The sequence below is a fragment of the Trujillonella humicola genome, from assembly GCF_046233715.1.
Lineage (GTDB): Bacteria > Actinomycetota > Actinomycetes > Mycobacteriales > Geodermatophilaceae > Trujillonella > Trujillonella humicola.
In genome coordinates, this window is sequence record NZ_JBJNRJ010000076.1 from 1 (window position 1) to 17,753 (window position 17,753).

The 17,753-nt window shown below is 76.0% G+C and carries 17 protein-coding genes and 2 riboswitches; of the genes, 9 read left to right on the top strand and 8 right to left on the bottom strand.

Annotated features, from left to right (window positions below; genetic code table 11):
• The first annotated feature begins 247 nt into the window (after positions 1 to 247).
• Positions 248 to 1,861: an RHS repeat domain-containing protein gene (locus ACK586_RS23505; RefSeq protein ID WP_409332947.1), complete on the top strand. Its 1,614-nt coding sequence runs from the start codon at positions 248 to 250 to the stop codon at positions 1,859 to 1,861.
• Positions 1,862 to 2,919: 1,058 nt separating this feature from the next.
• On the opposite strand, the gene ACK586_RS23510 is transcribed toward ACK586_RS23505, so the two are convergent.
• Positions 2,920 to 3,417: an ATP-binding protein gene (locus ACK586_RS23510; RefSeq protein WP_409332948.1), complete on the bottom strand. Its 498-nt coding sequence runs from the start codon at positions 3,415 to 3,417 to the stop codon at positions 2,920 to 2,922.
• A 137-nt stretch (positions 3,418 to 3,554) separates the two neighbouring features.
• Between ACK586_RS23510 and ACK586_RS23515 the strand changes: the two genes are divergently transcribed.
• Positions 3,555 to 4,250, top strand: a complete 696-nt coding sequence (locus tag ACK586_RS23515) for an ANTAR domain-containing protein (protein WP_409332949.1) — start codon at positions 3,555 to 3,557, stop codon at positions 4,248 to 4,250.
• On the opposite strand, the gene ACK586_RS23520 is transcribed toward ACK586_RS23515, so the two are convergent.
• Positions 4,247 to 5,194, bottom strand: coding sequence for a nucleoside hydrolase (locus tag ACK586_RS23520; protein WP_409332950.1), 948 nt, complete (start codon positions 5,192 to 5,194; stop codon positions 4,247 to 4,249). The genes ACK586_RS23515 and ACK586_RS23520 overlap by 4 nt on opposite strands.
• A 295-nt stretch (positions 5,195 to 5,489) precedes the next feature.
• Between ACK586_RS23520 and ACK586_RS23525 the strand changes: the two genes are divergently transcribed.
• Positions 5,490 to 6,383: a hypothetical protein gene (locus ACK586_RS23525; RefSeq protein ID WP_409332951.1), complete on the top strand. Its 894-nt coding sequence runs from the start codon at positions 5,490 to 5,492 to the stop codon at positions 6,381 to 6,383.
• Positions 6,384 to 7,068: 685 nt separating this feature from the next.
• A complete protein-coding gene (locus ACK586_RS23530) occupies positions 7,069 to 9,186 on the top strand; it encodes a SpoIIE family protein phosphatase (RefSeq protein WP_409332952.1) in 2,118 nt (705 codons plus the stop codon).
• A 19-nt stretch (positions 9,187 to 9,205) separates the two neighbouring features.
• Here the strand turns inward: ACK586_RS23530 and ACK586_RS23535 are convergent, their stop codons facing one another.
• From ACK586_RS23535 to ACK586_RS23560, 6 genes are all read right to left on the bottom strand, one after another.
• Positions 9,206 to 9,643 (bottom strand): ATP-binding protein, encoded by a 438-nt coding sequence (locus tag ACK586_RS23535; RefSeq protein WP_409332953.1) that lies wholly within the window; start codon positions 9,641 to 9,643, stop codon positions 9,206 to 9,208.
• Entirely contained in the window at positions 9,640 to 10,329 is a 690-nt protein-coding gene (locus ACK586_RS23540; RefSeq protein ID WP_409332954.1) for a thiamine phosphate synthase, read from the bottom strand. Before ACK586_RS23540 ends, ACK586_RS23535 begins: the two co-directional genes overlap by 4 nt.
• The gene (locus ACK586_RS23545) at positions 10,326 to 11,096 is read right to left on the bottom strand and encodes a thiazole synthase (RefSeq protein ID WP_409332955.1); all 771 of its coding nucleotides are present in this window, start codon (positions 11,094 to 11,096) and stop codon (positions 10,326 to 10,328) included. The genes ACK586_RS23540 and ACK586_RS23545 overlap by 4 nt, the downstream gene beginning before the upstream one ends.
• Position 11,097: 1 nt before the next feature.
• Complete coding sequence (thiS, locus tag ACK586_RS23550) at positions 11,098 to 11,298, bottom strand: sulfur carrier protein ThiS (RefSeq protein ID WP_409332956.1); 201 nt, start codon at positions 11,296 to 11,298, stop codon at positions 11,098 to 11,100.
• Between the two features lie 4 nt (positions 11,299 to 11,302).
• Positions 11,303 to 12,415, bottom strand: coding sequence for a glycine oxidase ThiO (thiO, locus tag ACK586_RS23555; protein WP_409332957.1), 1,113 nt, complete (start codon positions 12,413 to 12,415; stop codon positions 11,303 to 11,305).
• On the bottom strand, positions 12,412 to 13,749 hold the full coding sequence (locus tag ACK586_RS23560) for a purine-cytosine permease family protein (RefSeq protein WP_409332958.1): 1,338 nt from the start codon (positions 13,747 to 13,749) through the stop codon (positions 12,412 to 12,414). Before ACK586_RS23560 ends, thiO begins: the two co-directional genes overlap by 4 nt.
• Positions 13,738 to 13,851: riboswitch (TPP riboswitch) on the bottom strand. (Overlaps the previous gene by 12 nt.)
• A gap of 35 nt (positions 13,852 to 13,886) precedes the next feature.
• Between ACK586_RS23560 and ACK586_RS23565 the strand changes: the two genes are divergently transcribed.
• The 5 genes from ACK586_RS23565 (at position 13,887) to thiD (ending at position 17,675) form a co-directional block, all read left to right on the top strand.
• Positions 13,887 to 14,504 carry a TenA family protein gene (locus tag ACK586_RS23565; RefSeq protein ID WP_409332959.1) on the top strand — a complete coding sequence of 206 codons (618 nt, stop codon included), beginning with the start codon at positions 13,887 to 13,889 and terminating at the stop codon, positions 14,502 to 14,504.
• A complete protein-coding gene (locus ACK586_RS23570; protein ID WP_409332960.1) occupies positions 14,501 to 15,127 on the top strand; it encodes a TenA family protein in 627 nt (208 codons plus the stop codon). Before ACK586_RS23565 ends, ACK586_RS23570 begins: the two co-directional genes overlap by 4 nt.
• A 188-nt stretch (positions 15,128 to 15,315) precedes the next feature.
• A riboswitch (TPP riboswitch) is annotated at positions 15,316 to 15,410 on the top strand.
• A complete protein-coding gene (thiM, locus tag ACK586_RS23575) occupies positions 15,404 to 16,213 on the top strand; it encodes a hydroxyethylthiazole kinase (RefSeq protein ID WP_409332961.1) in 810 nt (269 codons plus the stop codon). (Overlaps the previous riboswitch by 7 nt.)
• A complete protein-coding gene (thiE, locus tag ACK586_RS23580; RefSeq protein WP_409332962.1) occupies positions 16,210 to 16,860 on the top strand; it encodes a thiamine phosphate synthase in 651 nt (216 codons plus the stop codon). Before thiM ends, thiE begins: the two co-directional genes overlap by 4 nt.
• The gene (thiD, locus tag ACK586_RS23585) at positions 16,857 to 17,675 is read left to right on the top strand and encodes a bifunctional hydroxymethylpyrimidine kinase/phosphomethylpyrimidine kinase (protein WP_409332963.1); all 819 of its coding nucleotides are present in this window, start codon (positions 16,857 to 16,859) and stop codon (positions 17,673 to 17,675) included. The genes thiE and thiD overlap by 4 nt, the downstream gene beginning before the upstream one ends.
• The last annotated feature ends 78 nt before the right edge of the window (positions 17,676 to 17,753 follow it).

Consider the following 17,753-nt stretch of genomic DNA (forward strand, 5'->3'; position numbering starts at 1 on the left):
CAGTGCCGCCGGGAACCTGTCACCAATCACCTACGAGACGACCGCGCTCGACCGAGCAGCGGCATAGGGAAGCCCTCCACGATCTCGGGGGAACCACAGCCAGCTGACCTCGATCACCCCCGCGACCGGTAACACCCTGGGGCAGCGGACCTACAGCTACGACGGGTTCGGCCGCATCGCCACCTACACCTCCGGGCGCGGGGTCACCGAGACCTACAGCTACGACACCCTGGACCGCATCACGCAGGTGGACTACTCCGACACCACCCCCGACGTGTCCTACACCTACGACACCGCCGGGCGGATCGCCACCCGCACCGACGCCACCGGCACCACCGCCTACGCCTACGACCCCCTCGGCAGGCTCACCGCCCGCAACAACCCCACCGGCGCCGACCCCGCCTACAGCTACGACCGCACCGGCAACCTCGCGTCGGCGACCAACGCCGCCGGCACCACCACCTACAGCTACGACACCCGCAACCTGGTCACCACCCTGACCGGACCCGACGGGCGCCGCGTCGACTTCGCCCACGACGACACCGGCCGGCGCACCGACACCTGGTTCCACGTCGTCCCGGTCGGCTACGACGCCACCACCTGGGCCGCCCACACCCACACCGACTACGACGCCGCCAGCCGCATCACCCGCACCTGGACCGCCCGGGCCAGCAACGACGCCACCCGGGTCAGCGACATCTCCTACTCCTACGCCTCACCCGGCCCGGCCGTCTGCCCCGGCGCCCCGCCCGTGGACACCGACACCTCGCTGCGGTGGCGGCAGACCGACCACCTCACCGCACGGACCACCACCTACTGCTACGACCCTGCCAACCGGCTCACCTCCGCCACCACCCCCGGCGGCGACACGTGGGTCTACACGTACAACACCAACGGCGACCGCACCTCCACCACGCTCAATGGCACCGTCGTGCAGTCCCTGGCGTTCAACAACGCCGACCAGATCACCACCGGCGGCTACAGCTACGACGCCTCCGGAAACGCCACCGCCGCCCCCAGCCTCGCCGCCACCGTCACCTACAACGGCGCCGAGCAGATGACCAACCGCACCACCACCGGCAGCGCCCCAGTCAACGTCGACTACACCTACGCCGGCACCGACCAAGTCGAACTCACCGCCATCTCCCGAGACGGCCGCGCCTACGCCTACGGCCGCACCGACGGCAACGGCCTGCCGATCATCGAGTCCTTCACCCACGGCGGCACCACCTACTCCTACCTCTACGACCCCCAAGGCACCCCGCTGGCATGGCTGGGCGGAAACGCCCACTATCTGGCCATGGACGGCCTCGGCTCACCGACCGCCCTGATCAACCACAACGGCGCCCAGACCGGCGCCTACACCTACGACCCCTACGGCCGCACCACCGCCACCCCCATCGGCGGCAGCGCCGCCATCCAGTACCAGATCTACGGCTACGCCGGCGGCTTCGACGACCCCACCAGCACCCTCATCCACTTCGGCAAGCGCTGGTACGACCCCACCACCGGCCGCTGGACCCAACAAGACAGCGTGGAGGTACTTGGCGACCCGGGGCGTGGTAATCGCTATGAGTACGCTGGAAGTAACCCAATCAACCGAGTCGACCCGACTGGAATGTACAGCTGGGAAGACTTCTGGGGCGATCTTGCGGGCGGAACCACAACCGTCGTCTTCACTCTCGCTGGTGTCCGTCTTGGCGGGGTGCGGGGAGGAATTGTCGGCTACACGGTTGGTTCCTGCATCGGGGGCTTCGTCGGAGACAATCTAACGGCGATTCTGAAGGATGAATCCCCAACTGAAGGTGATGCGATTGGCTCCTGCATCGGAGGCGCCTTGAGTGCATTCCCGGGAATCTGATTGGGAGGTAGGTGGGTCATGAGAACTCCATGGCTCGGAGGATTCATCTTACTCTGCACTGTGGCCGGCACAATAGGCAACGAGATCAGCGCCGAGTCGGTCGATTGGGTGCGAGCCGCCGTTCAGATACTTATTGGCTCAGCTATCGCTGTGGCGGCCGAGTGGACATTGATTCGGCGCGAGCGTAGGAAGCGTCGCAACAACTCTTAACTTGCGCTAACGAACTATTGCGAGCCCGTGTTGCGATGATGGACGCTCCACCTATAAGGGCAGGGGGCGCCAGCCCGGACCTTTCATGATCATGACCACAGAAGGTCCGGGCTGGATCATGAAGGTGGACTCTGTCGAGCTTTGGAAAGGTCCTCGGGGTTGTATGCGCAGCGGGTGCGGCGGTAGGTAAGGGGCTGAGCGCTTCGAACGGGGTGCGGTTGCCGAGCGTCGAATGCAGGCGTCGGCGGTAGTAGAAGAAGTCGATGTTCTCGGCGACGGCGAATCGCGCCCAGGCTCGGTGGCTAGGGATTGAGGGTTGTACAGTTCGTTCTCTTGGGGCGGCAAAGACCCTTCGGCGGCGGCGTTGCCCCAGCGCACGTCGGTCCGCTCGGGGCTGCGTCGGATGTCATTCCTCGCTGATATTCAGGAATTCGGCCGACGTGCATTGCTTGGGCTCAAGCGGCTTCAGCCTTGCACTGCGGGCTGAACTCCTCCGCTGCTCGGGCATGGACGCAGCCTCTCACTCAGAGGACGTGTCCACGATCAATGGCACGCCCCATCCCTTACTCTTTCCGGGGATGCTCTTCGTTGCGGTCGCCGACCTGGCAGCGGTGTGATCAGTTGTTGGGAGGCGAAGGGCGGTATCGGTTCTCCAGATGCGTCCGGATTGAAACTGCGAGAAAACATCGTGACTAATCGAACCGGCGTGCTTGATTTAGACTATCTCAACTCAAGGGTGCCAGGTTGAATGCTGTCAAGCGTCTGAGGCTTCGTGGTTCCCCCCGCGCCCTCCTTCTACAACATGCGGGATTGCCGTTGCCCGCAGGAATGGTGAACGCCTACCTGCGTCAGAACCCAGGCAGGCGGGGGGTGCGGGGCTCGGGCACGCGGTCCCGGCCGGCCTCCACGGTGCGCAGGCCGGAGGGGAGCCGGGCCCACACGTGCTTGCGGCCGGGGCGGCACTCCCAGCCGTAGTCCACCGACAGCTGCGCGACCAGGTGCAGGCCCATGCCGCCCAGCGAGGGGTCGCGGTCGACCGCGGGCACCGGCGGGCGGTCGGGCGCCTCGTCGCTCAGGTCCAGCAGCCAGCCCTCGTCGTTGGCGACCACCAGCGCGCGGACGGCGCCGCCGCCGTGCCGCAGCGCGTTGGAGGCCAGCTCCTCGAAGACGAGCAGCAGGCCGTCGCGCGCGTCCTCGGTCGAGGTGGTCGACACCGACGGGTGGGCGACGCGCGCCCGCAGGTCCGAGCGCACGCGGGAGACGACCTGCATGGCCTCCAGCTGCCAGTGCCAGACGTCGCCGGACACCGAGGGCACGGGCGACCGCGGCCACGCCTGCTGGTCCATCGGGCCCCCTCGCGTCCGCTCCGCCGGGCGCCGGCACCGGCACCGGCCGACCCCATCCTGACCGACACCCCGCCGTCCCGCAGCGGCGGGACGGGAAGGCCGGCCCCCGAGGGCCGGACGTGGGGCACGATGACCATGTGGACCAGCTGCTGCGCGACCTCAGCCGGGTCGTCCTCGGGGACCGCGCCCTCCCGGAGATCCTCGAGGAGATCACCTCGCTGGCCGCCGGTGGCATCCCGGGGGCCGAGGCGGTCTCGATCACCCTCGTGCGGGGCGACAAGGGGTACACCGCCGCCTTCTCGGGGCGGATGGCGCTCGACGCCGACGAGCTCCAGTACGCCGAGGGCAAGGGCCCCTGCCTCGACGCCGGCCGCGGTGCCGTGCTGCTGCGCGTCGACGACATGCGCACCGAGGAGCGCTGGCCGGACTACGTGGCCCGGGTGGTCGAGCTCGGCGTCCGGTCCTCGATGTCGGTGCCGCTGCCCTACCAGGGCGGGGTGATCGGCGCCCTCAACGTCTACTCGACGCAGCCCTCGGCGTTCGCCTCCCCGGAGTCGCTGCGGGCCGGCACCGACGTGGCCGAGGCGATCGCGGTGGCCGTGGCCAACGCCGAGGCCCACCACCAGCTGGGCGAGCAGGCCCGGAACATGCGCATCGCGATGGAGTCCCGCGCGGTCATCGAGCAGGCCAAGGGCGTGCTGATGGCCCAGCAGGGGATCGACGCCGAGCAGGCCTTCGAGATCCTGCGCGCGGCGTCCCAGCGGGCCAACCGCAAGCTGCGCGACGTCGCCGTCGGCGTGGTGGCCTCCACGCAGGGGCCCGCAGCCCGCTAGCTGAGCCGGGCCGCCAGAGCGGCCAGCCGCGAGACGAGGAACTCCACCGCCGCGGGGCTGTCTACCCCCTCGGCCACGTGGACGGCGGTGGGGGAGCCGGAGGGGGCGCGGCGGTCGACCAGGGTCTGCCCGCGCGACGGCCCCAGCCCCGTGTCGACGACGACGTCGCGCGGCACCGTCCGCAGCGTGCCCGGGACGACGGCCTCGGTCACCGCCAGCGCGTCGTGCACCACCACGCCGTCCACCCCGTAGCGGTCCCGGGCGACGTCCATGTACTGCCGCAGGATCGCCGCCGCCGTCTCGCCCACCGGGCCGGCGGCGGCGAACCGGGCCACGCCGTCCTCGCCGAGCACGGTGGGCAGGGTGACGTCCAGGCCGACCAGCACCGTCGGTATCGCCGAGGCGACCACCGCCTGGGCGGCCTCGGGATCGGCCCAGGCGTTGAACTCCGCGGCCGCGGTGACGTTGCCCCCGGCGCCGGCCGAGCCGCCCATGACGACGAGCCGGCCGATCCGCTCCGCCGCCTCCGGGTGCACCCCGAGCAGGAGCGCCACGTTGGTGAGCGGCCCGATGGCGCAGACCGTGACCGGCTCCTCCGACGCCGTCAGCAGGTCGGCCAGCGCGGTCACCGCCGGTCGCGGATCGACCGCGGCGGGCGAGGGCGGCAGCTCCACGCCACCCAGCCCGGCGGCGCCGTGCACGTGTCCGGCCCGCTCGGCGAGCGGGTGCACCAGCGGGGCGCGGGCGCCGGCGGCCACCGGGACGTCGGAGCGCCCGGCCAGGTGCAGCACCCGCAGCGCGTTCTCCGTGGTCTGCGCGAGGTCCACGTTGCCGTGCACGGTGGTGACCAGGCGCAGGTCGACCTCCGGGCTGGCCAGCGCCAGCAGGACGGCCAGCGCGTCGTCGATGCCGGGGTCGGTGTCGATCACCAGGGGGGTGGGCACCGGCCCATCCTCGCGCCCGCCGCCGCCGGGCGACACGCCGGGCGCGGCGGGGCGCGTCCCGGGGTGACCGACGCCCCGGCCGGGCGCTCCCACGCTCGGGGAGGCGCGGCTTGTCGACAAGCGCCCGGCGCGGGCGACGGGTCGGCGAGCCCGGCGGGGGCCGGTCGCAACGGTTCGGTCACGCGCCCTCCGGGAGGTGTCCCGGGGAGCCGTCCGGACCGGTCCCGCTGCCTACGGTTCTCCCTGTCCGCAGCACCTTCCCCCCTGGCTGCGGGCTCTACTTCAGGAGGACGGCATGGTGAACGGAGCGACCCCCCGGTCCTCGTCGCCGTCCTCCGGCGACACCGGGCTGACCGGCCTGCTGGCGGTGCTCGAGCGCGCCGAGGCGCTCCCGCCGGCCGGCCGGCCGCGCCCCCGACGGGCGGTCCGGCGCGGGTCGGCCCGCCGCCCGGCGCTGCCGGCGGCCCGGCCGGTGCTCCCGCCCCGCGCCCGCCCCGCGGCGGCGCCGCTCGCGGCCCCGCGGCCGGCTCCCCCCGCCCCGGTGATGTGGCGGCCGGCGGAGGAGTGCCCCGCGATCCCGCCGCGGCGGCAGCCGGGGCTCGTCCGCCGGCTGGCCCTGTGGGGCGCCGGCCCGGACGGCGCCCACCTCGCCTGGAACCGGCCCGCCCCCGCCGCGCCCGCCTCGTCCGCCGGAGCCGCCGAACCCGTCGCGTCTCCTCCCCGGCCCGGCCTGCGCGGCCGGCTGCGGCGCGGCGTCCGCCGCCTGGCCCTCTGGGGCGCCGGCCCGACCGGCGCGCACCTGGCCTGGAACGTCCCGCCCCAGCCGCGGGTGTTCTCCGCCCGGCTGCCGGTGCTCCCGCCCGCTCCGACGGCGGTGCGGCTGACCGCGCTGCCCAGCGCCCTCCCGAACCGGCCCGCGGCGCCTTCCCCCGCCGCGGCGCTCCTCCCGGCCCCCCGCCCCCGGGCGGCCGGTGTCCCCCTCCGGGCCCCGGCCCGGCCCCCCCGGGCGGCGCAGCCCCGGGCGACGGGAGCGACGGGCTGGCCGACCTCCCCGGCCACCGCCCGCCCGCAGCCCTGCCCAGCACTGCCCGCGCCGTCCGGCTGGCCGCCCCGGGACCTCCGGAGCCCCGGCCGGGCCCGGACGCGCGGCGACCCGGCCGCCTGCCGGATCAGGGGATCGCCGCCCTGACCGGCTCCCGGCAGCACCACCCCGGCCGATCCCGGCCGCCGTCCCCAGGCTCCGCACCCACCGCGACCGGCCGCACCCCGCGGCCCGACCGGTGACCCGGGTCGCCGACTCCCCGCCTCCCCCTGGCCGCACGCCAGGCGCCCCCGGCCCACCGCCGACGGTGCACCTCCCGCACCGCCCCGCAGACAGCACCGCAGCACGTACGCGCCTCGACCCCCCGCCGGCCCTGCCCCGAGCAGCGGCGCGCGGGCCCACCAGGGAGGCGCCGACGGCCGGCGGCGCAGTCCCCCGGGGCGCCGCGAGAACCGTCCGCGCGGTGGACGACAGGCCGTACCGGTACCCGTGAACGGGTATCTGACCGGCACTGCCTGGCCGCACGGGCGCCGGTCCGGCCCGCCGGGACGCGCGGAGCCGCCGCAGACCGGTCACCGATCACCGGTCGTCCGGGCCCGCGGGACCGCAGGCGGCGGGCAGGCCACCGGCCGCGGACGGCAGCGCCGTCCGCACCCGCATCCCGGCGGGCGCCCGCCCGGGGTCCCGGTCGTCAGCAGCGGCGACCGGGACCTCCGGGCGGCGCCCGCCGCCCTGTGTCCCGCGGGCGAAACGGTGTGCTCGCCCACACGAGTTGGCCCGGTGCCACGCGCTGTGGGAGAAAGGACGCGATGAACGGGCAGGGCACATCGCGGTGAGACGGCTCCCGCCGCGACCCGCCCCCGGGGTCGGCCCGCCGGCGGCCGTCGACGAAGCGCAGGCCCTGCGGCTCGAACTGGCGGTCGAGGCCGCCGGCATCGGCAGCTTCGACTGGGACCTCCTCACCGGCCGGCTCGACTGGGACGACCGGCTGCTGGAGATGTTCGGCTACGCCCGCGAGGAGTGGGACGAGAGCATCGAGGCCTTCACGGTCCGGCTGCACCCCGACGACGTCGAGGCCACCGCCGCCGCTCTCGAGCACGCCATCGAGGCCTGCGGCGCGTACGACGCGGAGTTCCGGGTGGTCCTCCCCTCGGGCGAGACGCGCTGGGTCCGCGGTCGCGGGCGGGCGCTGTGCGACGAGGTCGGCACCCCCGTACGGCTGCTCGGCGCCGCCTACGACACCACCAGCGCCCGGGCCGCGGACCTGCACGTGGCCCGGGTCCTCGAGGCCATGAACGAGGCCTTCTTCTCCCTCGACCGCGACTGGCGGTTCTCCTACGTCAACCGCCGGGCCGAGCAGGTCCTGGACCGCCCCCGCGGCGAGCTGGTCGGCGGGAACGTGTGGGAGCTGTTCCCGCACGCGGTCGGCAGCGACTTCGAGACCCACTACCGCGCCGCGGTGGCCACCGGGCAGGAGCGGGTCTTCGAGGCGTACTACCCCGAGCCGCTCGACGCCTGGTACGAGGTGCGGGCGTGGCCCACCCCCGACGGACTGTCGGTGTACTTCCTCGACGTCACCGAGCGCCGCCGCGCCGAGGACATGGCCCGCGAGGCCGCCGGCCGGCTGCGCGCCCTGGCCGAGATCAGCGTGGCGATGGTGGAGCAGCTGGGTCGCGGCCGAGACGAGCGCACGGCGCTGCAGCAGGTGACCGAGGCCGTCGTCCCGGTGTTCGCCGACTGGGCCATCGCCACGCTCATCGACGAGGACGGCCGCCTGCACGACGTCGCCAGCTGGCACACCGACCCCGCCCTGCGCGCGACGACGGCCCGCTACGCCGAGCTGCGGCTGAGCTCCGTGCAGGACGACGCCCCGGTGCTGCAGGCGCTCGGGTCCGGCCAGGCGCTCACCGTCGACGACGTGGCAGCCGCGATCCGCCCGACCTTGCCGCCCGGGGAGGTCGTCGAGGTCTTCGACCGGCTGGCGCCCCGCACCGCGCTGACCCTCCCCATGACCGCCCGCGGGCGGACCCTGGGGGCGCTCAGCCTGTACCGCTCGGCCGGCCGGCGACCCGCCGGCGACGACGACGTGGCCGCCGCCCGGGAGGTCGCCGAGCGCGTCGCCCTCGCCCTGGACAACGCCCGGCTGCACGACCAGCAGCGGCGGCTGGCCGAGGAGCTGCAGCGCAGCATGCTCACCGCGCCGCCGCGCCCCGACCACGCCGAGGTCGTCGTCCGGTACCTGCCCGCCGTCGAGGCCGCGCAGGTCGGCGGCGACTGGTACGACGCGTTCCTGCAGCCCGGCGGGGCGACGATGCTGGTGATCGGGGACGTCGTCGGCCACGACATCGCCGCGGCCGCCGCCATGGGCCAGCTGCGCGGCCTGGTGCGCGGGATCGCGTTCCGCGAGGGGGCCACCCCGGCCACCGTGCTCGCCGACCTGGACACCGCCGTGCACGGGCTCGAGATGGACACGATGGCGACGGCGATCGTGGCCCGGATCGAGCAGAGTCCCGAGCAGCGGGCCGCCGGGACGACGACGCTGCGCTGGTCCAACGCCGGTCACCCGCCGCCGCTGCTGCTGCACGGGGACGGCCGGGTGGAGGAGCTCTCCGGGCCGCGGGCGGAGCTGATGCTCGGCGTCGACCCCGGCGCCCGGCGCACCGACACCGCGGTGACCTTCGACCGGCCGGCGACCGTCCTGCTCTACACCGACGGGCTCGTCGAGGCCCGCGACCAGGGGCTCGACGAGGGCATCGCCGCGCTGCGGGAGGCGCTGGCCGACCTCGCCGACCGGCCGCTGGCGGAGCTGTGCGACGGCCTGCTCGCCCGGCTGCGCCCGCACGGGGTGGCCGACGACGTCGCGCTGGTCGCCGTCCGGCTGCACCTCGAGGACCGGCCGCGCCCGGCCGAGGCCGGCGCGCCCCACGTGCCGCCCGTCCCGGGGGCGTGACCCATCCCGGGAGCGCTACTCAGGCCGGGGGCGTGACCGAGGCCGGGAGGACCGCCCACACGTGCTTGGCGCCGTCCTGGACGTACCAGCCGTGGGCGCTGGCGAGCTCGGCGATCAGGTAGAGCCCGAGGCCGCCGTGGCTGGGGTCGCGTCCGACGGCCGGCGACGGCGGCCGGTCCGCGGCGGTGTCGGACACCTCGAGCAGCCACGCGGACTCGGTGCGGCGCACCGCCGCCCGCGCTCCGCCCGCGCCGTGCCGCAGGGCGTTGGACGCCATCTCGTCGAGCGCCAGCACCAGGCGGTCGCGCAGCTCCGGGTCGGCGGGGCCCAGGTGGGCGCGCAGCTCGGCGCGCACCCGCGGGAGCTGGGCCACCTCGGTGAGCTCCCACGCGACCCCGCCGGAGGCGGCGGGCGGGGTCGCCGAGGGCCAGATCGGCCCCGCCGACTCACGTGTCACGCCCGTGCTACCTCGCATCCTGGCCCGGCCACGCCTCTGGACCGAACACTCGCGTATGCGCCGCAGGAGCCCCGATCAAACCCCCGGGTGACCCGCATCACCGGAACGGGGGCCAGGGCGTGGAGGTAGGACCCTGCGCGGGCCGGGTCGCGCATGACCGGCCCCATGACGGCGACCCCGGCGGCGCCCGCCCGCAGGCAGCCGGCGGCGTCCTCCGGCGCCACGCCGCCCAGGGCGAACACCGGTGGTGCTCCGGCCGCCAGCCGGGCCAGTCCGGCCGGCCCCAGCGCCGGGCCGTACCCGGGCTTGGACGACGTCGCGAACACCGGGGACACGAACACCCAGTCACAGCCCTCCGCCGCCGCCCGGGCCACCTCGGCCGCGTCGTGGCAGGACCGCCCGACGAGCGCCGGCCGCGGGTCGGGGAACGGATCGGCCGCGGCCAGGTGCACCGCCGTCCGCCCGGCCGAGCCGGCGAGCCCCGCCCAGACCAGCAGCCCGCCGACCGGCGCGAGGACCGCGGCGAGCTCGTCGGCCAGCGCGGCGCGCTCGGCCAGCGGCAGGTCCTTCTCCCGCAGCACGACCGCCCGCGCGCCGGCCGCGACCGCGGCGGCCACCACCTCGGGCAGCGGACCGGCCGCCTGCGCCCGGTCGGTCAGGACGAGCAGCCGGGGCAGTTGCGTCACAGCGCGGGCAGGCCCTCGAACTGCGTGGAGGCCTCCGCGTGCCACCGGCGGGGGATCCGGCCGGCCGCGCGCGCGAGCAGGCCCGCCTCGACCGCGTGCCGCATCGCCCGGGCCATCCGCTCGGAGTCGCGGGCCCGGGTCACGGCCGACGCGAGCAGCACCGCGTCGCAGCCCAGCTCCATGGCCAGCGCGGCGTCGGAGGCCGTGCCGATGCCGGCGTCGAGCACCACGGGCACGTCGACGGCCTCGCGCAGCAGCGCGATGCTGTGCGCGTTGCGGATGCCCAGCCCGCTGCCGATGGGCGAGCCCAGCGGCATGACCGCGGCGCACCCGGCGTCGGCCAGCCGGCGGCCCAGGATCGGGTCGTCGGTGGTGTAGGCGAACACGCGGAAGCCGTCGTCCACCAGCTGCTCGGCGGCATCCAGCAGCTCCACGGCGTCGGGCAGCAGCGTGTGCTCGTCCCCGATCACCTCGAGCTTGACCCAGTCGGTGCCGAAGGCCTCGCGGCCGAGGCGGGCGGTGAGCACCGCCTCGCGGGCGGTCCGGCAGCCGGCGGTGTTGGGCAGCAGGCGCACGCCGCAGCGGTCCAGCACCTGCATCATCGCCGCGTCCGCCGACGCCTCGATCCGGCGCAGCGCGACCGTCACGATCTGCGTGCCGGAGGCGCGCACCGTGCGCTCCAGGGTCTCCATGCTGGTCAGGCCGCCGGTGCCCAGGACCAGCCGCGAGTCGAACGTCTCCCCGGCGAGGAGTAGCGCGTCGTCCATCTCAGCCTCCTGCCGTCGGGGCCAGCACCTCGAGGGCGTCCCCCGCGGCCAGCCGGGTCGTCGCCCAGGCACTGCGGGGGACCACGTCGCCGTTGCGCGCCACCGCGACCCGGTCGTGCGCGCCGACCCGCTCGGCGACCAGCGCCGCCACCGTCGCGCCGTCGGGCACGTCCGTCCCCGCCCCGTTCACCGTCACCTGCACGCGGTCACCTCCCGAACCGGCCGATGTCGAAGTGCGCGGCGAGCGCGGGCGTCTCGCCGGAGGCGAGCAGGTCGGCCACCAGCTCGCCGGTGATGGGGGTCATCAGGACCCCGTTGCGGTAGTGGCCGGTCGCCAGGACCAGGCCGGGCAGGCCCGAGTGCCCGAGCAGCGGCGCGTTGTCCGGGGTGCCCGGCCGCCAGCGGGCGACCGTCTCGGCCAGCTCCAGCTCGGTGACGCCGGGCACGACGTCGATGGCGTCGTGCAGCAGCTCGTGCACCCCGCCGGCGGTGACGGTGGCGTCGAACCCGCGCTCCTCCATGGTGGCGCCCACGACCAGGCGGTCCTCGCCGTGCGGGACCAGGTAGACCGAGCGGCCGCGGACCAGCGCGCGCACCGAGCCCGACAGCAGTCCCGCGGCACCGCGCAGCCGCAGCACCTGGCCCTTGACCGGGCGGACCGGCAGCGCCGGGGCGCCGGGGAGCCGGGCGCTCAGCGCGCCGAGGGCCAGCACCACGGTCGCCGCGCGGACCTCGTCGCCGCCGTCCAGGCCGATCCCGACGGCCCGGCCGTCCTCGACCAGCAGGCCGGCCACCCGGGACCGGACCAGCCGCACCCCGGCCGCCTCGGCGGCGGCCAGGAGCACCGGGTGCAGCTCGCGGGGGTCCAGGGAGAGGTCGCCGGAGACGAGCAGCCCGCCCCGCACCCGGGGGGTCAGCGACGGCTCGCGCCGGCGCGCCTCCCGCCCGGTCAGCCGGTCGGTCGACAGCCCCAGTTCCACGTGGAACGCGTGCAGCTCGGCGAGCACCCGGGCGTCGTCGTCGTCGAAGCCGACGACGAGCGTGCCGGCGGTGCGCAGCGGGACCTCGGTGCCGGTCGCCCGGGCGAGGTCGGCGAGGAACTCCGGGTAGCGGGCCAGCGACGCCCGGGCCAGCTGCAGGATCGGCTCCTCGCCGTAGCCGGCCTCGGAGACCGGCGCCAGCATGCCGGCGGCCGCGTGCGAGGCCCCGCTGCCGGGGTCGTCGTCGACGACGGTCACCGACAGCCCGCGCTGGGCCGCCCGCCACGCGACGGACAGCCCGATCAGCCCGCCGCCGGCCACCACCACGTCCGCTGTCATCCCGCCACCCTCCTCCGGCGCAGCGCGGTCGGCGCGTGCAGGAGGGCGGTGAGCCCCGCGGCGACGGCGAGGGCGATCAGCGACGCCGACCAGCCGTTGGCCGGGTCGATCCCCAGGTCCTGCTGCCGCGCCGCCCACCACGCCGTCCACCCCGAGCCCGGGCCGGTGAAGAAGGTCGGCAGCGTGAGCTGGTAGGCGACGAAACCGGCCGCCCACGGCAGCAGGAACACCGGCCGGGCCGGGGCGGTGTCCGAGGTGTCCCAGCCCCCGCGCGGGGTGAGCGCGTAGGCGACGGCGAAGACCCCGATCAGCGGCACGAAGACCGCGCCGATGAGGAAGAGGAACGGCTCGTAGGCGGCGATGTCGAAGGTGAGCGCGAGCAGGGTGGCCGTGGTGCCGACGCCGAGGACGAGCAGCCGGCGGTCGGCGCGGGCGACGACGTTCTGCGCGGACACCGCGGTCGAGTAGACGTTGGCGAAGGCCTCGTCCAGCTCCACGGTCACCAGCACGAGGACGGCGACGGCGCCCAGCGGCACGGCCAGCAGCGCGTCGACGACGTCGAGCCCGGCGCTGCCGTAGGCGGCCAGGGCCAGCACGCCGAGGGTGAACATCAGGATGGTGGCCAGGCCGTAGCCGATGCTCGCGCCGGCGAAGGCCGCCCGGCCGCTGCGCACGTGGCGGGTGTAGTCGGCGGCGAGGGCGAACCAGGAGATCGGCAGGGCGATGACGATGTCGGTCGCCGTCCAGAAGGAGGTCGCCGCACCCTCGGTCAGCTCCGGCACGCCCTCGGCGAGCACCTCGACGTACAGGTAGACGACGGCCGCGAGCGCCGCCCACACCGCGTAGCGGGCCAGCAGCCGCACGACGCCGAGCGGGCGCAGCGCCATGAGGGTGGCCAGCAGGCCGGCGGCCAGCACGAACGGCCAGCGCGGGGCGTCGAGCACCCGGGACGCCGCCTCGGCGATGATCACGATCTCGAACGTCGCCCAGCCGACGCACTGCACCAGGTTGAACGCCGTCGGCAGCCAGGAGGTGCGCCGGCCGAGCAGGCCGCGCAGCAGCACCATCGCCGGAACGCCCTCCCGCGCGCCGGCCGCGGCGCCGATGCCCAGCAGCAGCGAGCCGATGATCGCGCCGACGACGACGGCGCCCAGCGTCTCCCCGAGCGGGCGGCCGGGCAGGACGACGAACACCGCCGCCACCGGCAGCAGCAGGCTGACCCCGAGATTGCCCCAGAGGCCGAGGGCGTCGCGCAGGCCGAGGGTGCGGTCGGGCCGCTCGGTCAGGGTGAGGGGGGCGTCCCCGGACGGGGACGTGCGGACTGCGTTGCTCATGACAGCTCCCTACGCCGGCATTACCCGGACAGGTTCCAGCGGTCGGCGGCGCGATCAGCCGCCCTCTCAGCCCGGTCAGCCCGAGCTCCCGCACGTGTGCGCGGCCACTGTAGCCGGGCTGCGTACGGTGTTCTGCCGTGCCCGTCACCGACCTGCTCGGGGCCCATCCGGAGGCCTGGGAGCGCGCCACCCGCCACCCGTTCCTGCTCGGCGTGCGCGACGGCGGCCTGCCCGCCGGCGCCTTCGACACCTGGCTGGCGCAGGACGCCCACTTCGTCGCCGACCTGCTCCGGTTCCAGGCGCGGCTGCTGGCCCGGGCGCCGCGACCGGCCCAGGCCGTGCTCGCCGCCGGTGCCGTCGCGCTGGTCGAGGAGCTGGCCTGGTTCGAGGGGCTGGCCGCCGGCCGCGGGCTCGACCTCGACGCCCCGCGGCTGCCGGCGACGGCGTCCTACGCCCGGCTGCTGGACCGCCTGGACGCCGCCGACGTCCCCGCGGCGGTCACCGCGCTGTGGGCCGTGGAGCGCGTCTACCTCGACGCCTGGACCGTCGCCTCCCCCGGCGCGGCGGAGTACGCGGAGTACGTGGCGCACTGGACGACGCCGGGCTTCGCCGCGTACGTGGACGGGCTCGCCGCCGCGGCCGACGGGCTCGCCGCCGCGGCCGTCGGGCTCGGCGGCCGGCAGGACGACGTCGTCCTGGCCGTCCTCGACGCCGAGGTGGCGTTCTGGGACATGGCGCTGGGGGAGGCCGCGTGAGCCTCGCCCGCCGCCTGTGGGCGGACTCCGCCGACCTGGCCGCCGCGGCGCTGGAGCACCCCTTCGTCCGCGGGCTGGCCGACGGGACGCTGCCCCGCGAGCGGTTCGCCGGCTACGTGGCCCAGGACGCGTACTTCCTGCAGGCGTTCGCCCGCGGCTACGCGATGGCGGTGGTCCGCAGCCCCGACCGGGCCGGTCTCGACGCCTTCGCCGACCTGCTCGTCGGCGTCCGCGAGGAGCTGCGGCTGCACGACGGCTACGCCGCCCGCTGGGGGATCGACCTGGCGACCGTCGAGCCGGCGCCGGCCACCTCGGCGTACACCGACTTCCTGCTGGCCACCGCCGCGACCGGTGGGCCGGGGGAGACGTGTGCGGCGATGACGCCGTGCATGCGGCTCTACGCCCACCTCGGGCAGTCGCTCGCCGGCGCGGGCGACCCGGCGGAGGCCGGCCCCTACGCCGAGTGGGTGACCACCTACGCCGATCCCGCGTTCGAGGCGCTGGCCGCGACCCTGGAGGAGCTGCTCGACCGGTACGCCGCGGACTCCCCCGCCGTGGCCCGGGCCTACCGGCGCGCCATGGAGCTCGAGGTCGCGTTCTTCGAGGCCGCCTGGGTGGGCTGACCGCCGCGGGGTCGCCGGCGCCTCCCCGCCGGGCCCCGCCGCCACCGCCGCGGCGCGGCAGTGCCGCGGTACGGCCGCCGGTGCCGCGCTGCAGCGCGGCAGTCGCACCCGCACCGCGGCACCCGGCGGGCGCGGCCGGACGCCCGGCGCCGGTGTCCGGCTCGCGTGCCCCGCGAGCTTGCTACCGTCGAGGTGACACGGGGTGCCCGGCGCACGGGGCTGAGATGACACCCGTCGAACCTGCCCAGGTCATGCTGGCGAAGGGATGTCACCGTCGTGGACGCCATCGTGGACTCCGACGCGCTCGCGGCCGCCCGTGCCGCGCTCACCGAGGGCGCTCCCCTGGTGCACTGCCTCACCAACACGGTCGTGCAGACCCTGACGGCGAACGCGCTGCTCGCCGTCGGTGCCGCACCGGCGATGGTGGTGGCGCCCGAGGAGGCCGGGGACTTCGCCGCGCTGGCCTCGGCGCTGCTGGTCAACGTCGGCACGGTGCACGGCCAGTCGGCCGAGGCGATGCGGGTCGCCGTCCGCGCCGCCGACGCCGCCGGGACGCCGTGGGTGCTCGACCCGGTCGCCGTCGGCGGTCTGCGGTTCCGCACGGACCTGGCCGTGGAGCTCGCGCTCGGCGGGCCGGCCGTCGTCCGGGGCAACGCCTCGGAGGTCATGGCGCTGGCCGGGACCGGCTCGGGTGGGCGCGGGGTGGACTCCACCGCCACGGCCGACGACGCCCTGGAGGCCGCCGTCGCGCTGACCGCGCGCACCGGCGGGGTCGTCGCGGTGAGCGGGCCGGTCGACGTCGTCACCGACGGGGCGCGGGTCGTCCGGGTCGGCGGAGGCCACCCGCTGCTCACCCGGACCACGGGCGCCGGCTGCGCGCTGGGGGCGCTGACCGCCGCCTACGTCGCCGCGTCCGGTGACCGGCTGACCGGCGCGGTGGCCGCGCACGCGCACGTGGCGCTGGCCGCCGAGGCCGCGGCCGCGGTCGCCCACGGGCCGGGCACCTTCGCCGCGGCCTGGGTGGACGCGCTCGACGCGGTGACCCCGGAGGACCTGCGCCGGGCCGACGTCCGGGACGCCTCGTGAGGCCCGCCCTCGACCCCACCCTCTACCTGGTCACCGACACCGCCCTGTCGCGCCCGCGCACCGTCGCCGACGTCGTCCGCGCGGCCGTGGCGGGGGGCGTGACCTCGGTGCAGGTGCGCGACAAGGAGGCCTCCCGCCGCGAGCTGTACCAGCTGACCCTCGCCGTCCGGGAGGCGCTCGCCGACGCGCCGGGGGTGACCCTGTGGGTGAACGACGCGGTCGACGTCGCCCTGCTGGCCGGCGCGGACGGCGTGCACGTCGGCCAGGACGACCTGCCGCCGGCCGAGGTCCGCGCGCTCATCGGACCGGACCGGCTGCTGGGCCTGTCGGCCGGCTCGCCGCAGGAGATGGCGGTCGCGCTCGCGCTGCCCCCGGGCACGGTCGACGTCGTCGGGATCGGGCCGGTGTGGTCCACGCCCACCAAGCCGGACGCCGGCACCGGGCTGGGGCCGGCGGGCGTCGCCGAGCTGGCCGCGCAGGCCCGCGGCGCGGGGCTGCGGGCGGTCGCGATCGGCGGGCTCTCCGCCGCCAACGCCGCCGCGGTGACCGGGGTGGACGGGATCTGCGTCGTCTCGGCGATCTGCGCGGCGGCCGATCCCGCGGCGGCGGCCCGCGATCTGCGGGCGGCGCTGGGGGTCGCGGCGTGACCGCGGTCGCGCTGACCGTCGCCGGCAGCGATCCCAGCGGGGGCGCCGGCGTCCAGGCCGACCTGAAGACCTTCAGCGCGCTCGGCGTCTACGGCACCGCGGTGCTGACCGCGCTGACCGCGCAGAGCACCCGCGGGGTCACCGGGGTGCACGCCGTCCCGGCGGCCTTCGTGGGCGAGCAGCTGCGCACGCTGCTCGACGACGTCCCGGTGGGGGCGACGAAGCTCGGCATGCTGGGGACGGCGGAGGTGGTCGGCGAGGTGGCCGCGGTGCTGGCGCAGCGTCGTCCGGGGCCGGTGGTCTGCGACCCGGTCATGGTGGCCACCAGCGGAGACCGGCTGGTCGGGCCGGAGGCCGTCGCCGCGATCCGCGCCGAGCTGCTGCCGCTCACCGACCTCATCACCCCGAACGTCCCCGAGGCCGCGGCCCTGCTCGACGGCCCCCCCGCCGGCTCGGTCGACGGGATGGTCGAGCAGGCCCGCGCGCTGCTGGACCTCGGACCCGGCGCGGTGCTGCTCAAGGGCGGGCACCTGGGCGGCGCCGAGAGCGTCGACGTCCTGGCCTCCGCCGAGGGCGTCGTCGTCACCCGTCGTCCCCGGGTGGACACCACCTCGACGCACGGCACCGGCTGCACGCTGTCCTCGGCGATCGCGGCCCTCGTCGCGCGCGGGGCGGGTGGCCCGGGCCGCTGGGAGCCGGCGGTGGAGCAGGCGCGGGACTACCTGCAGGAGGCGTTGGAGGCCGGGGCCGCCCTCGGGGTGGGCTCCGGCCACGGCCCGGTGCACCACTTCGCCCGCTGGTGGCCCGCCGGCTGACCGCCCCCCTTCCCGGGGGGGGGGGGCGATTTGGGGGGGCGGGGGGGGGGGGGGGGGGGGGCGGGCGGGGGGGGGGGG